The 13,269-nt window shown below is 60.5% G+C and carries 17 protein-coding genes; 3 read left to right on the forward strand and 14 right to left on the reverse strand.

Features of this window, described 5'->3' with window-relative positions; translation table 11 throughout:
• Nucleotides 1–154: 154 nt before the first annotated feature.
• The 14 genes from DMY87_RS03950 to flgF all read right to left on the reverse strand — a co-directional run bounded on the left by DMY87_RS03950 (nucleotide 155) and on the right by flgF (nucleotide 10,493).
• On the reverse strand, nucleotides 155–1,369 hold the full coding sequence (locus tag DMY87_RS03950; RefSeq protein WP_110789950.1) for a flagellin N-terminal helical domain-containing protein: 1,215 nt from the start codon (nucleotides 1,367–1,369) through the stop codon (nucleotides 155–157).
• Between the two features lie 234 nt (nucleotides 1,370–1,603).
• On the reverse strand, nucleotides 1,604–2,341 hold the full coding sequence (gene fliP / locus DMY87_RS03955) for a flagellar type III secretion system pore protein FliP (protein WP_110789951.1): 738 nt from the start codon (nucleotides 2,339–2,341) through the stop codon (nucleotides 1,604–1,606).
• Nucleotides 2,338–2,847 (reverse strand): flagellar basal body-associated FliL family protein, encoded by a 510-nt coding sequence (locus tag DMY87_RS03960; protein ID WP_110789952.1) that lies wholly within the window; start codon nucleotides 2,845–2,847, stop codon nucleotides 2,338–2,340. The genes fliP and DMY87_RS03960 overlap by 4 nt, the downstream gene beginning before the upstream one ends.
• Nucleotides 2,848–2,874: 27 nt before the next feature.
• A complete protein-coding gene (gene flgH, locus DMY87_RS03965; protein WP_110789953.1) occupies nucleotides 2,875–3,594 on the reverse strand; it encodes a flagellar basal body L-ring protein FlgH in 720 nt (239 codons plus the stop codon).
• Nucleotides 3,591–4,133: a MotE family protein gene (locus DMY87_RS03970; protein ID WP_110789954.1), complete on the reverse strand. Its 543-nt coding sequence runs from the start codon at nucleotides 4,131–4,133 to the stop codon at nucleotides 3,591–3,593. Before DMY87_RS03970 ends, flgH begins: the two co-directional genes overlap by 4 nt.
• Nucleotides 4,130–5,233 (reverse strand): flagellar basal body P-ring protein FlgI, encoded by a 1,104-nt coding sequence (locus DMY87_RS03975; protein WP_205908144.1) that lies wholly within the window; start codon nucleotides 5,231–5,233, stop codon nucleotides 4,130–4,132. Before DMY87_RS03975 ends, DMY87_RS03970 begins: the two co-directional genes overlap by 4 nt.
• A gap of 14 nt (nucleotides 5,234–5,247) precedes the next feature.
• A complete protein-coding gene (flgA, locus tag DMY87_RS03980; RefSeq protein ID WP_110789956.1) occupies nucleotides 5,248–5,727 on the reverse strand; it encodes a flagellar basal body P-ring formation chaperone FlgA in 480 nt (159 codons plus the stop codon).
• Nucleotides 5,728–5,744: 17 nt separating this feature from the next.
• A complete protein-coding gene (gene flgG / locus DMY87_RS03985) occupies nucleotides 5,745–6,533 on the reverse strand; it encodes a flagellar basal-body rod protein FlgG (RefSeq protein WP_110789957.1) in 789 nt (262 codons plus the stop codon).
• 15 nt (nucleotides 6,534–6,548) lie between these two features.
• On the reverse strand, nucleotides 6,549–6,887 hold the full coding sequence (fliE, locus tag DMY87_RS03990; RefSeq protein ID WP_110789958.1) for a flagellar hook-basal body complex protein FliE: 339 nt from the start codon (nucleotides 6,885–6,887) through the stop codon (nucleotides 6,549–6,551).
• Nucleotides 6,884–7,306 carry a flagellar basal body rod protein FlgC gene (gene flgC / locus DMY87_RS03995; RefSeq protein ID WP_062276411.1) on the reverse strand — a complete coding sequence of 141 codons (423 nt, stop codon included), beginning with the start codon at nucleotides 7,304–7,306 and terminating at the stop codon, nucleotides 6,884–6,886. Before flgC ends, fliE begins: the two co-directional genes overlap by 4 nt.
• Nucleotides 7,306–7,701: a flagellar basal body rod protein FlgB gene (gene flgB / locus DMY87_RS04000; RefSeq protein WP_110789959.1), complete on the reverse strand. Its 396-nt coding sequence runs from the start codon at nucleotides 7,699–7,701 to the stop codon at nucleotides 7,306–7,308. Before flgB ends, flgC begins: the two co-directional genes overlap by 1 nt.
• A 75-nt stretch (nucleotides 7,702–7,776) precedes the next feature.
• Complete coding sequence (locus tag DMY87_RS04005; protein ID WP_110789960.1) at nucleotides 7,777–8,346, reverse strand: flagellar protein; 570 nt, start codon at nucleotides 8,344–8,346, stop codon at nucleotides 7,777–7,779.
• 2 nt (nucleotides 8,347–8,348) lie between these two features.
• Nucleotides 8,349–9,728 (reverse strand): flagellar protein export ATPase FliI, encoded by a 1,380-nt coding sequence (gene fliI / locus DMY87_RS04010; protein WP_425353461.1) that lies wholly within the window; start codon nucleotides 9,726–9,728, stop codon nucleotides 8,349–8,351.
• Nucleotides 9,729–9,758: 30 nt separating this feature from the next.
• Nucleotides 9,759–10,493, reverse strand: a complete 735-nt coding sequence (gene flgF, locus DMY87_RS04015) for a flagellar basal-body rod protein FlgF (protein WP_110789962.1) — start codon at nucleotides 10,491–10,493, stop codon at nucleotides 9,759–9,761.
• A 223-nt stretch (nucleotides 10,494–10,716) separates the two neighbouring features.
• Between flgF and motA the strand changes: the two genes are divergently transcribed.
• The 3 genes from motA to fliN all read left to right on the forward strand — a co-directional run bounded on the left by motA (nucleotide 10,717) and on the right by fliN (nucleotide 13,257).
• Nucleotides 10,717–11,595: a flagellar motor stator protein MotA gene (gene motA / locus DMY87_RS04020; protein ID WP_110789963.1), complete on the forward strand. Its 879-nt coding sequence runs from the start codon at nucleotides 10,717–10,719 to the stop codon at nucleotides 11,593–11,595.
• Entirely contained in the window at nucleotides 11,592–12,545 is a 954-nt protein-coding gene (locus DMY87_RS04025) for a FliM/FliN family flagellar motor switch protein (RefSeq protein WP_110789964.1), read from the forward strand. Before motA ends, DMY87_RS04025 begins: the two co-directional genes overlap by 4 nt.
• Before the next feature lie 61 nt (nucleotides 12,546–12,606).
• Nucleotides 12,607–13,257 carry a flagellar motor switch protein FliN gene (fliN, locus tag DMY87_RS04030; protein ID WP_110789965.1) on the forward strand — a complete coding sequence of 217 codons (651 nt, stop codon included), beginning with the start codon at nucleotides 12,607–12,609 and terminating at the stop codon, nucleotides 13,255–13,257.
• Nucleotides 13,258–13,269 lie beyond the last annotated feature (12 nt).

The following is a 13,269-nucleotide window of genomic DNA, read 5'->3' on the forward strand; positions in this document are numbered from 1 at the left end:
TCATGCTTGCCAACCGGTTAAGTTTTAAGGTTAACCCGTCGTTTACATGTGCCTATCTAGACGCAAACTGGTTAACGCATTCTAAACGCCAGAAAACCGCGCCTCGAAAGGCGCGGTGACTGTGTTATTGCTCTGTTTCGGGCCTGTCGGAGGCTTAACGGAAGAGCTGGAGAACGCCCTGCGACTCAGAGTTCGCGATCGACAAGGCCTGGATGGCGAGCTGCTGCTGGGTCTGCAGAGCCTTGAGGCGAGTCGATTCCTCGTTCATGTCGGCATCCACCAACTTGCCGATGCCGCTCGAGAGCGAATCAGTAAGGCTGGAAACGAAGCTCGACTGCATGTCGATACGCGAGGAGATCGAGCCGAGCTTTGCAGCCGCACTGGTCATCTTGGTCAAGGCGGAATCAACCAGCGAGATCATGCCCGTAAGCTGCGTCTTGGTGGTCGTGGCGCCAATCGACAGAGCCGATACAGAGGTCGCATTGGTCGAAGCGGCGAGTGCTGTGGTGGTGATCTGCCAGACGTGGGTGGTGGCAGCCTCCTTCGCGAAGGCTTCCTGGCCGGTCGAGGCAGCAGGATTCTGTTCAGTCGCAGCAACCCACGTATCCTCGGCAACCTTAACGAAACCAACACCGGCACCGGCACCGTCGGATGCCGTCGTGGCAGCGATGTTGCCGCTGGCATCGAATGTCACGCCGGCGGTGGCAATGACCTGGGCGGTGGTGTACTTGGCAACGTTGTATGACTGCGTGGTGCCGTTGATGTTGACGTTGACGACAACACCGTCGTTCTCGATGTTGCTGGTCTGGTCAAGCAGGCCGGTGTTGCCGCCGGTGTCGAACAGCACGTTCGTAGCCGAAAGGGTGTAGTCGACCTTCTTGACCGAAACGCCGGCAGCGTCGCGAACGAAGGAGGCAACGACACTCTTGTTGGTGTCGGCGGCAGTACCGCCCGTCACCTTGGCCTGCAGCCAGTTCTCACCGGAGAAGGACGCAGCTTCGGCAATGCTAGTGAGCTGTGCCTGGAGCTGGGTGATTTCTTCCTGGATCTTCGTCTTGTCGACGCCGTCTTCGGTTGCAGCGACGAGCTTGGTCTTGATCTGCTTCACGACTTCGATCGCAGAATCCATGCCGGAATAAGCCGTATCAACCTTGGCGGCGCCGAGGCCGAGGGCGTCCTGGACTGTGCCGAGTGCCTGGTTGTCGGACTTCATCGTGGTCGCGATAGACCAGTAGGCGGCGTTGTCGGAAGCCGAGCCGACCTTGAGGCCCGAAGAGATACGGGACTGGGTGTCCTCCATGCTGGAAGAGATCGAACGCAAGGTCGACAGAGCGGCCATTGCGGAGGTGTTGGTCAGAATGCTGGCCATAGGATTTGTCCCTTAAAAACGAGGTACTAACGGGGACATACCGGACTAAAAAACTTACCGGTCACGGACGTTCGGCATCATGCCATTTGGTATTTTTCGTTGCTACCAGATCCGTCGTGCGAGCTCCAAACTCGCAGCCATATGTTGCCAAGACCTTAAGCCAACCGAGCGCATTCATGCTTCCGGGGCCTATGGTAAACAGCGCAATAACGATTTTGGCGAGGGTGCCCGGATTCAGGCGAAGGATCTTACCAGGCTTCCGACGAGCAGATTCCAGCCATCGATCAGAACGAAGAAGAGGATCTTGAACGGCAAGGAAATCGAGGTCGGCGGCAGCATCATCATACCCATGGCCATGGTGATGGTGGCGACAACCATGTCGATCACGAGGAAGGGCAGGATGATCAGGAAGCCGATCTCGAAGCCGCGGCGGATCTCCGACAGCATAAAGGCGGGAACCAGGACCCGGTAGTCGACCTTGCCATCTGAAATCGTCGCCTGGCCACGCTCATTGGCAATGTCGACGAAGAGCTTCAAGTCCTTGTCGCGGGTATTGGCGGTCATGAACGTGCGGAAGGGTTCGGCAATGCGCGCCACCGCTTCCGCTTCCGTGATCTGATTGGCCATCAGGGGCTGAGCCCCGTTGGTCCAGGCCTGGTCCATGGTCGGGGCCATGACATAGAAGGTCATGAACAGCGCCATGCTGGTCAGGATCATATTGGAGGGCGTGGTGGCGAGGCCCATGCCCGAGCGCAGGATCGAAAAGGCGATCAGGAAGCGCGGAAAACTCGTGACCATGATCAGGATGCCCGGTGCAACCGAAAGCACCGTCAGCAGTCCAAATGTCCTGATGATCCACGCCGCCACCGACCCGTCGATCGGAGCGTTGAAGATCTCGGTCGGGAACTGCTGGGCCACAGCCAGTTCCGGCGCCATCATCAAGACGGCGACGAGGGTGAGAAGCCGAATCATTCGATCACGAGGGTTCTGAACATCACCTTCGATACGCGCCCTTCCGAGCGCAGGTCAACACGCTCCTGGAGGTCATCCTTGAGATATTGAAAGCCCCGTGGCCCCTCGACCTGCTGCAGGGATACCGTGCGCAAATACGCGAGGATGTCTTGGTGAACATCCTCGGCGATCTTCACGTCGGGCGGCCCGTTGAACATCAGGGCAACTTCGACGCGGATCCAGTTTTCCGACGGGTAGGCAAGATTCGTCGTGATGGGCTCCAGAGCAACGACGCCATTGGCTTCCGTGGAAACGTGGGGAAGCCCCTCTTCCTTTTTCGCCTCGCCGTGACCGGCCGGCACTTCGGCTGCGGCTACAGCTTCCTTCGCCTGCTTGACCTTCGGCGACAGCATGGTGCCGATCGCCCAGCCGCCGCCGCCGCCAACGACCGTCAGCACGACGAGCGGGATGACGAGCGCCATCAGTCCCGACTTCTTCTTGCCTTCGCCTTCCTGGCCTTCTTCCATGGATGGTCCCTCGTGCTGCCGCAGTAATCAGAAGGGCGAATAGATATCGACGACCTGCTGACCGATCGGCGGCTGCTGCATTTCCGTCAGACGGCCCCGGCCACCGTAGGAGATTCGGGCCTCGGCGATCTTGTCGTAGGAAATCGTATTCTCTGCATCCACATCCTGCGGGCGTGCGATACCGGCAACATTCAAGATCCGGATCTCGTGATTGACGCGAACTTCCTGCGAACCGCTGATCAGCAGGTTGCCGTTCTCCAGAATACCGGTCACGACCGCTGCGATCAGCAAGTTCAGCTTCTCCGAGCGCTCGGTCTTGCCATCGCCCTTGGAGCTCGTGCTGGACCCCGTGGACAGGTCGCCGCTGGTGCCGGTATCCGTCGAGAAGCCGAGGAATTCCTTCACTTTGGCGCCCCATTTCAGAGAGGTACCATTGTCGCGGCTGCGGTCCGTCGCGTTTTTGAAGGTCGCCCTGTCATCGATCTCGATCGTGACTGTCAGAATGTCGCCGACATTGAGGGCGCGCGCGTCCTTGAACAGCGCAGACTGATTGTCGCTCCACAGCGAGTAGCCACTTGCCGTCTGCATGGGCTGCTTCGGATAGAGCGCCATCTGCGGGGTCTGGCTGTAGCGGAGGCCGGACCCGATCGGGCTCATGGCCGGGGCGTTGCCGATTTCCTTGATGGTCTGGCTCTGGCAGCCAGCCAGGAGGAGGATGGCCAGCAAGGCCGGGGAACGCTTGGTCATGATGGATCCTTCGAAGTGGTGGGGTCGCCCGCACTGGACATGATCGAGGCGACTGCGGCCGCCTTGTCCGGCTTCATTTCCGTGAGAATGAGGCTCGACTGGCGCGGCGGAAGCTTCATGATGATGGCGGCGGCGAGCATGACATCGGTCTCAGCCAACTGGGGCGCTGCCGCATCGGGCGCCATCTTGCGGTAGATTTCGACGAGCTGTTCATCCGCCTTTTTCATGAACGCGTTGCGCCGCGTGAGCCAGTCCTCGTATTCGGCCCGGCGCGTTTCCAGAACCGATATGCGGCTGTCGACGTCGGCCTGCAGTTTTTCCAGTTCCTGCTTCTGCAGAAGATAACGCTGGTCGCGTGCTGCATCGGCAATGCTGGAGCAGAACTGCTTGATCTCGGCTTCGGATGCCGCGTCCGGCGGCTGCGGTTGCTGCTGGCCGACCGCGATGCCCGCAAAGGCCGGCAGCATGGCGATCAGGACAACGGCTGCGCCATTGCGCAGGACAGCCGCTGAAGGAACGAGGGAGTGCATCTGGATCATTGCAGCACGAGCTCCGCCTGCAGCGCACCGGCCGACTTGATGCCCTGGAGAATGGCGATGATGCCATCAGGCTTCACGCCGATGCTGTTCAACCCGCTCACCAGCGTTCGAAGGTCGGGCCCTTCAACGACCGCGATCTTGTCGCCCGACTTCTGTGTGATGATGTCGGTTTGATCCTGGATCGCCGTTTGTCCACGCGAGAACGGCTCCGGCTGGACGACCTGAGGCGTCTCGCTGACGGTGACGGTCAATGTCCCGTAAGCGACCGCCACGCGGGATACCCGCACGTCCGCTCCGATGACAATCGTGCCCGTGCGTTCGTTGATCACGACCTTCGCCGGGGAATCCGTCGCGACCACCAGGTTCTCGACATCCGCCATCAAGCGGGCGAGGTCTGCGGTGCGTGGCTTCTGGATCACCACTTCCTGGCTGTCGCGGGCTTCCGCGATCGGCGCTCCATAATTGGCTGCGGCATAGGCATTGATGGTGTCGGCGATGCGCAGCGAGGTGGTAAAGTCGGCATTGCGCAGCTGGAGGACGAGGTTGACCGAGTCCTTGAACTTGGAGGGAAGCTCGCGCTCGATGATCGCGCCGCCGGGGACGCGACCGGAGGTCGTGATCCCTTCCTGGACGCTGGCGGCATTTCCCTGAGCCGTAAAGCCAGACACCACGACCGAGCCTTGGGCCACCGCATAGATCTGTCCGTCCGCGCCGGTCAGCGAAGTCATGACAAGGGTACCGCCGCGAAGGGACGTCGAATCGCCGAGGGAACTCGCCGTCACGTCGATACGGCTACCGGGGCTGGCAAACGGCGGCAGATTGGCGGTGACCATGACGGCTGCAACGTTCTTTGCATTTGACTGGCCACCTTGCGTGGAAATTCCGAGGTTCTGCAGCATGGCCCGCATGGACTGATCGGTGAAGGGCGAGGAGCGAAGACTGTCGCCGGTGCCCTGCAGGCCAACGACGAGGCCATAGCCGATCAGCTGATTGTCTCGGCCGGACTGCAGCGAGGCGATGTCCTTGATGCGCGAATTCGTCGCGAGCGCTGGCTCGAAAGGCGCCAGGACAAGCGACAAAATGCAAAGGGCGTGCCGCATTGAAGAGAGCAATCTCATTTTGCCATCACCTGTACCGTGCCGTCGGCCATCACTGTCCCGGATACGATCGTGCCGGAATCGAGATTGCGAACCTTGATCAGCTCGCCGACCGACGCATCGGTCAGAGGCGTGCCGCTGGCGCTGATCAACATGTTGCCAATCGAAAAGGTCAGCCGCACGCTTCCGCCGCGCTTGACCGCAAAGGCTTCGCGAAGCCCTCCCGTCGGGATCGTACGGCCGGGCAGCAACGTGCGTTTAGTGACCATGCCCACCACCTCTTCCTTGGTGCGGGCATAGTCGCCGGTCAGATTGGGGTTGGTCACCGCAACCACATCCACCTGATCGGCCGACACGGTCTCGCCGGGATAGATCACGCGCTTGGGAACGACGGCGGTGTCCTGTGCGGACGCCAATCCTGCGCCAAGGCAGAGGGCAGCCGCGACGGCGAGCGCCGCAACCTGCACCAGATATCCGAATGTTCGGCGAAACCTCATGTTTGCCTCCAGTTGTCTTACTTGAGGTTCTTGCTGACGATCTGAGCCATTTCGTCGGCGGTGGTGATGACCTTGGAATTCATCTCGTAGGCACGCTGCGCGGAGATCATGTCCGTAATCTCCTTCACCGAGTCGACGTTGGATGCTTCAAGATAGGACTGCTTGAGGTATCCGAAGCCCGGATCTTCCGGCGCACCAACAATTGCCTCACCCGAAGCGGTCGTCTGGGCGAACAGGTTGTCGCCGAGCGGCTTCAAACCCGCCTCGTTGACGAAGTTCGCCACCGTGAGCTGCCCGAGATTGGTGTAGTCGGCATCGTTGCCGAGGCGCGCCGAGACCTGACCGGTCCGGCTGATGACCACTTCGGACGCGTTCTGCGGGATCGTGATCTGCGGTGTGACCAGATAGCCGTCGATCGTGACCAGCTGGCCCTGGGCATTCATGTTGAACGCGCCGGAACGGCTGTAGAAGGTCTGGCCGTCAGCACTCTCGATCTGGAACCAACCGCGACCGATCATGGCAACGTCGAGTTCGTTGCCGGTCTGGGTGAGTTCACCCTGGGTGTGGATGTTGCGGACAGCGGCCGTCTGCACGCCGAGACCGATATTGGCACCTTCCGGGACGATGGCCTGGTTGGCGCGGTTGGGAACGCCCTGAGCTCGCTCGGTCTGATAGAGCAGATCGGAAAATTCAGCACGCGCACGCTTGAAGCCCGTCGTGTTGATGTTGGCAATATTGTTGGCGATGACCTCAAGATTGGTCTGCTGGGCATCCATACCCGTCGCGGCGATGGCAAGCGCTCTCATATGTCTATACCCCTACTAGATCTGCATCTTTGTGATTTCGAGATAGGCGTTGACGATCTTGTCGCGGAACGCGATTGCCGTCTGGAGGGACTGTTCCGCCTGCATCACGGCGTCGACCACTTCGCGCGGATTCGCCTTGCCGGTCAGTCCGTCGAAGGAGCTCTGTTCCGCCTGCTTCAGATTGTTTGATGCCTGCGCCGCCATATCGGTGAGCGCCGAAAGGAAGGTTTCGCCCGTGGCCATCCCTGGGCTCACGCCCTCTGATGCCTGGCTCTTGGCGGAGAAAATGCTCGACAGGGAGTCGAGACCGCTTGTGCCGGACACCATGCCGGCCTTGGTAATGGATTCGATCATTGCGAGGCCTTCAGCAGGGCGATTGTCTGGGAAATCATGTCGCGTGTCTGCTTGATGGTCTGCAGATTCGCTTCATAGGTTCGGTTGGTTTCGCGCATGTCGCCCATTTCGATCAGGACGTTCACGTTCGGCATCTTCACGATGCCTTTTTCGTTCGCGGCCGGGTTGCCGGGATCGTATTCCTCGATGAAATCGGATTCATCGACCCCGAGCTTCTTCACCTCGACCGTCTCGGCGCCGGAAACCCGGTCGAGCTCGCTGCCGAAGGTGATGGTCTTGCGGCGATAGGGATCGGCACCAGGCGTGTCGCCGGTGGTCCGCGCGTTGGCAATGTTTTCGGATACGATCCGCATGCGCGTGGACTGGGCTTCCAGGCCACTGCCTGCGATCTTGAGGGCGGCTCCTAAAGGATCGGTCATCAGCGTTTCACCGTCATCAGCATCATGCGATGGAAAGAGGACATTAGCGACGTGTTCAGTTCATGCTGGCGCTTGATCTCACCCGTCTTGGTGAGCTCATCCGCAATGGCGACGGAGTTGCCGGATTCCTGAACACCGATCTCGTCATTCAATTTGGCTTCCTCGACCGCGATGTTCTCATCGCTGAAGTCGTTGGACGCCATGTGACCGGGCTGGGTGACGGCCATGCCCTGCACCGCGGCCGTCCGGTCGAGGACGGCGTTGAAGGGAGTGATGTCCTTTGACAGGTATTTCGGCGTGTTGGCATTGGCGATGTTCGTCGCCACCACCTGTTGGCGCACCGAGAGCCATTCGGCCTGTCGCGAGGCCAGCTCGAACAACTGGATGGGATTCATGGGCGTCACTCCGTCTTGTACTGTTCGGAGCCTAGGCCGGTAATCTTGCGTGGGACTTGCTCGCCCCGCGCTGCATCAGTTGTTTTGATAGATGGCACCTGTCGAGGTGACGATAACCCACTTGCCGTCGCGCTGCTCAAGCGTCGCAACACGGCTGTTGTCGGGAAGGATCGAACCTACACGGACGAGATACATGCCGGCTGTGTCTTCGATCAGGGCGCGACCGTTGGCGACGTGGAGGAGACGGAAACCGCTTTTGGCCGGGAAGGGCTGCGACGTGACGGGTTCAAGACCTTGCGGACGTTCCTTGCCGAGGGTCGGTACCGTCGCCGTGATGATCTCGTCAACCTGCGGCGGCGCAGTCGGGCTCTCGCCGCCTTCATCATCCTTGTCCACCAAGGCGAGCGGCGAAACGCTGAAGACGTTGCGGCCGGGACCTTCCGGCAGATCACGCGTACGGCTCCAGTCAGCGACGCGGATGCCGAACTTCTCTTCGTTGAAGAAAACGAACCACGGGAAGAAGGCGGCGCTGCAGGCAAGCGCAATTCCGGTGAACGCAAGCAGGCGGTCGACCGTCGGGACGCGTCGCTTCAAACCGGCCGGCTTCAGCGGTGCCACGGGCTCGTCTGCATCGAAATCGGTCATCCTCAGCCCCTCTGCCTCATGCCAGCCTGGCCACCTGCCGCCGCCTTCAGAGCGTTTGCCAGGTCGGCATAGGCATCACTCGCCGGCTTGTCGCCCGGCGTCTGTTTCAAGATGTCGTAGATCACCGGCACCTGCTTGATCGCCATATCGAGATCCGGGTCGGAACCGTTGCGGTAACCACCGATGAGGCGCAGGTCACGGGTCTCTTCGAACCGGTGGATCAGCGCCTTCAGGCGCGAGACCAGTTTTTCCTGTTCCGAGGTCCAGGCCTTGCGGGCCAGCCGCGAAATCGAGGTCAACGGATTGATCGGCGGATAGCGTCCCTCATCGGCCAGGGCGCGATCGAGGACGATGTGGCCATCAAGAATACCGCGGGTGGAGTCTGCGATCGGATCGTTATGATTGTCGCCGTCGACCAGAATGGAGATGATGGCCGTGATGGTCCCTGCCCCTTCCGCACCCGGTCCGGCCCGCTCCAGCAGCCGCGGCAGCTCGGTGAAGACGGAAGCCGGATAGCCGCGGGCGATCGGCGGCTCGCCGGCCGCAGTCGCGACCTCGCGGATCGCATGAGCGAAACGGGTTACGCTGTCGACGATGAAAAGGACGTTTTCGCCCTTGTCGCGGAAGTGCTCGGCAATGGTGATCGCTGTCAGCGGCGCCATCTTGCGCAGCATCGGGCTTTCGTCGCTCGTCGCAACGACGGCAATCGATTTTGCCATGTTGTCGCCAAGCGTGTCTTCGATGAATTCGCGCACTTCGCGGCCACGTTCGCCGACAAGGGCAATCACCACCTTGTCGAAGGCATCTGCACGCGCCAGCATCGAGAGCAGGGTCGACTTGCCGACGCCGGAGCCGGCGAAGATGCCCAGGCGCTGGCCGAGGCAAAGGGGCGAGAAGATGTCGATAGCGCGGACCCCGGTCTTGAAGCCGGTTTCGACGCGGCGGCGGGTCATCGACGGCGGTGCGGTGGTCGAGATCGGCCGGCGTTCGGTACCTGGGGCGAGCGGCGGGCCGTTGTCGATCGGATCGCACAGGGCGTTGAGAGTGCGGCCGCACCAGCTGTCGTCGGGAGCAATGCGGAAGGCGCCCTTGCGGATGACCACGTCATGGATGCCGATCGGCTCGCCCGGTTCGATCGGGCAGACGTAGCAGACGTCGGGTTCGACGCGGATCACCTCACCCAGATGTACGCCGTTCGAGGACCTGTGAGCAACGAATTCACCCAGTCGGACATGCCGCGAAAGACCGGTGACCGTGTAATGGCCGGCGGCGATGGTGCGGACGTGACCGCCATGGGTCACAGCAAATTCCGGCTTTGCATAGCGTTCCGCCAGCGAAGCCAACTGGCCGAGCTTGGGAGAAAGCGGTAAATCGTCTGTCACGTGCAATGCCATCACAGTCCCATCTCAGGATCAGGAGCCTCCGCCGAGAACCTTGATCGCGTCGCCGATCGAGGCTTCGCTGTCACGGATCAGTGCACTCACGCTTTCGAAGGCGCGGTTCACCTGGATCAACTGCGTCATCTGGCTGATGCCATTGACGTTCGAGTTCTCGACATAACCCTGCATGACCGAGACTTCCGGGTCATCGACAACCGGCTGCGGATTGTCGACGGTCGTGACGCCACTGTTTTCGTAACGCAGGAAGCCATTGCGGACGTCCGCCGTGAACAGGCCGAGCGTGGCCACCTGGCGGCCATCCTGCAGGATCTTGCCATCAGCGCCGACTTCCGGCGGCCCGCCTGCGCGGTTCAATTGGATCGGCGCGCCCCCGGTGTCGAGGACCGGATATCCCTTCACCGAGACCAATTCGCCGGTGTCGGTCATGGTGAAGCGACCGTCACGCGTCAGCACCTGGCCAACAGGCGTATCGATCGCGAACCAGGCATCACCCTTGATGGCAAAATCCAGTGCGTTGTTGGTCTGGGCGAGTTCGCCATTCTTGGTGGACAGATAGTCATTGCCCTGGCTGACGAAGGCTATCTTGGCGTTGAGGTCATTGCCCGTCTTGCTCAACATCTCGTCGAACTTCACCTCGGTGGCGCGGAAGCCGACGGTGTTCACGTTGGCCATGTTGTCGGCGATGGTCGTCAGGCGGCGTTCGAGCGCCATCTGCGACGACAGGGACACATAGATTCCGGATTGCACTGTGTTGCCTCCGATCGGGATGAATTTCAGTAAATCATTATTTAACGCAGACTGCCTACGCTTGCTCACGATCTTCTGAGCCAAAAGCCTTGTGCGAAACTGTTGAGTGGAAAGGCGGCTTGTGCGCGGGTCGCCCGGCCCAAAAATGAGGCCGTGATTCAGCCTCACGCAAGGCACGAGACGTATCGCTTACGATGAAATGTAACGTTCAGGTGCGGGCAAAATGAATCTCATCATCGGATTTGTAATAACGGTAGGCTGCGTCCTCGGCGGCTTCATGGCGATGGGCGGACACCTCAACGTGCTCATTCAGCCGTTCGAGCTGATGATCATCGGCGGCGCCGGCGTCGGCGGCTTCATCATGGCCAACCCGATGAAGGTCATCAAGGATACCGGCAAGGCCGTCGGTGAAGCCTTCAAGCACTCAGTGCCGACCGAACGCGCCTATCTCGATGTGCTCGGCGTGCTTTATTCGCTGATGCGCGACCTGCGCACCAAGTCGCGCAACGAGATCGAAGCCCACATCGACAACCCGGAAGAATCCTCGATCTTCACCGCCGCACCGAACCTTCTGAAGAACAAGGAACTGACCTCTTTCATCTGCGACTATGTGCGTCTGATCATCATCGGCAATGCCCGCAGCCATGAGATCGAAGCGCTGATGGACGAGGAAATCGACACCATCCTCTATGACAAGATGAAGCCCTATCACGCGATGACGGCCATGGGGGACAGCTTCCCGGCCATCGGTATCGTCGCGGCCGTTCTCGGAGTTATCAAGGCGATGAGCAAGATCAACGAGTCACCGGAAGTTCTGGGCGGCCTGATCGGCGCCGCGCTCGTCGGCACCATGCTCGGCATCTTCCTGTCCTACTGCCTCTGCAACCCGCTGATCGCGCAGATCAAGACCGTTCGTACCAAGCAGCACCGCCTTTACATCATCGTGAAGCAGACACTGCTTGCCTACATGAACGGCTCGGTTCCGCAGGTGGCACTCGAATACGGCCGCAAGACCATCTCCTCCTACGAGCGTCCGTCGATCGACGCCGTCGAGCAGGAAATGATGAACCCAGGCGGCGGCGGTGAAAGCAAGGCGGCATGACCATGAGCGACGCAAGCACCCAGACACCTCCCGCAATGGATCGCGCCCTTCTCGCCATGCTGACCGGCGGGCTCGGTGATGCCAAGACACTGCAGAAGCTGTGCACTGAGTTCGGCCAGCTCTACACGGAGTTCCTCCCGGACGTCTTCCACAGCGAGACCGGGCTTTCGATGCAGGTCCACTACAACGGCCACGAAAGCGGGCTGATGACCGACCTGATCGCCGATCTCGGCGACAATGTCGCCTTCTCGGACGGCCAGCTGCGCAACTGGTCCCCGAACTTCGTGCTGGCCTGCGGCAACAGCTTCATCATCACGCTCATGGAAAACCTGCTGGGCGCCCTGCCGGAAACGATCCAGGAACCGATCGAGCGGCCGCTATCGCAGATCGAGCTCGACCTCTCGACCATGGTCTTCGACAAGATCGCCAATGTGCTTCGTTCGGGCGTCAATGCCGCTGGCGGGTTCGAGCCGTTGCTGGAGAAGGCGCACAACGCCGAAGATCGGGTGAAGCCGGACGAGGATCACGTCGACGAATATGCCGTCACCGTGAAGATGGGCATCACGCTCGGCACGGTGACCTCCGAATTCTACCTGGTCATCCCGCAGAAGGCTCTGCTCAAGACCGTGGTCACCATGCCGAAGTCTAAGAACCAGGCCGGCCGTTCGCGCAAGGAATGGCAGGAACAGATCGCCGAACAGGTCCGTCGTTCGCAGGTGACACTCGAAGCACGCGTAAGGCTTGAATCGCTCACGCTTGCTACGGTCTCGCGCCTGATGGCCGGCGATGTGATTGCCTTTCGCGACAAGGGCGACGTCATGGTCGACGTCAGCGCCAACGGAAAAGATCTCTATCGTTGCGAATTCGGCCGTGCCGGCGACCGCTACACCGTCCGGGTCAAGGACAATGTGAGCAGCGAAGATGAAATCCTAAAACATTTGATGAGCTAGACATTTATCGAGGCGAGCCAGAAGGCAGCTTGAGGCAAGTTTCAACAGGAATAATGGGTCCATGGCAACGAAAAAGACACCACAGACGGATGCAGACGCACTGGCGATGCCAGGTGCGAGCGACAGCGACTTCGACCAAGCGGTCGATGATCTGCGCGGCGTCCTCAAGGCGGATGCAGATGGCGGACTTCCGGACATCGGTTCGGACTTTGGCGATTTCGGCGGCGGTCTCGACGACAAGTCGGACCCGCTAGCGGCGTTTGAATCGGATTTCGGCGGTGCTACGGCCGCTCCCGATGCCGGCTTCGGCATGAGCGACCTGGGCAGCGACATCGGTGGCGGCGACTTTGGCGGCGGTGACTTCGGTGGTGGCGATCTCGGCGGCTCGACAAGCTTCGGCGGCGACACGTCGTTCGGCAGCATGGGGAGCAGCCATCAGGAACCGGGTAGCGGCCTCACCGCCAATCTCGACCTGATCATGGATATTCCGATCGACGTCCAGATCGTGCTGGGGTCGAGCCGGATGCAGGTTTCGGGTCTCATGAATCTCGAAGAGGGCGCCATTATCGCGCTCGACAAGAAGATTGGTGAGCCTGTCGAGATCATGGTGAACGGTCGGCGCATTGCGCGCGGCGAGATCACGGTTCTCGAAAACGACGATACGCGCTTTGGTGTTAAACTGATCGAAGTGATGGCGACCAAGACATCCTGACCCATGACGGGC

The sequence above is a fragment of the Peteryoungia wuzhouensis genome (genome assembly GCF_003205195.1).
Classification (GTDB): Bacteria; Pseudomonadota; Alphaproteobacteria; order Rhizobiales; family Rhizobiaceae; genus Allorhizobium; species Allorhizobium wuzhouense.

Bases quoted from the DNA above. Each gene is read 5' to 3' on its own strand.
- DMY87_RS03960 (WP_110789952.1), bottom strand. From the start codon at position 2,847: ATGGAAGAAGGCCAGGAAGGCGAAGGCAAGAAGAAGTCGGGACTGATG.
- fliN (WP_110789965.1), top strand. From the start codon at position 12,607: ATGGCAACGAAAAAGACACCACAGACGGATGCAGACGCACTGGCGATG.
- DMY87_RS03975 (WP_205908144.1), bottom strand. From the start codon at position 5,233: ATGCGGCACGCCCTTTGCATTTTGTCGCTTGTCCTGGCGCCTTTCGAG.
- flgC (WP_062276411.1), bottom strand. From the start codon at position 7,306: ATGACCGATCCTTTAGGAGCCGCCCTCAAGATCGCAGGCAGTGGCCTG.
- fliP (WP_110789951.1), bottom strand. From the start codon at position 2,341: ATGATTCGGCTTCTCACCCTCGTCGCCGTCTTGATGATGGCGCCGGAA.
- flgA (WP_110789956.1), bottom strand. From the start codon at position 5,727: ATGAGGTTTCGCCGAACATTCGGATATCTGGTGCAGGTTGCGGCGCTC.
- DMY87_RS04025 (WP_110789964.1), top strand. From the start codon at position 11,592: ATGACCATGAGCGACGCAAGCACCCAGACACCTCCCGCAATGGATCGC.
- flgB (WP_110789959.1), bottom strand. From the start codon at position 7,701: ATGAATCCCATCCAGTTGTTCGAGCTGGCCTCGCGACAGGCCGAATGG.
- DMY87_RS03970 (WP_110789954.1), bottom strand. From the start codon at position 4,133: ATGATCCAGATGCACTCCCTCGTTCCTTCAGCGGCTGTCCTGCGCAAT.
- flgG (WP_110789957.1), bottom strand. From the start codon at position 6,533: ATGAGAGCGCTTGCCATCGCCGCGACGGGTATGGATGCCCAGCAGACC.
- DMY87_RS04005 (WP_110789960.1), bottom strand. From the start codon at position 8,346: ATGACCGATTTCGATGCAGACGAGCCCGTGGCACCGCTGAAGCCGGCC.
- fliE (WP_110789958.1), bottom strand. From the start codon at position 6,887: ATGATCGAATCCATTACCAAGGCCGGCATGGTGTCCGGCACAAGCGGT.
- motA (WP_110789963.1), top strand. From the start codon at position 10,717: ATGAATCTCATCATCGGATTTGTAATAACGGTAGGCTGCGTCCTCGGC.
- DMY87_RS03950 (WP_110789950.1), bottom strand. From the start codon at position 1,369: ATGGCCAGCATTCTGACCAACACCTCCGCAATGGCCGCTCTGTCGACC.
- flgH (WP_110789953.1), bottom strand. From the start codon at position 3,594: ATGACCAAGCGTTCCCCGGCCTTGCTGGCCATCCTCCTCCTGGCTGGC.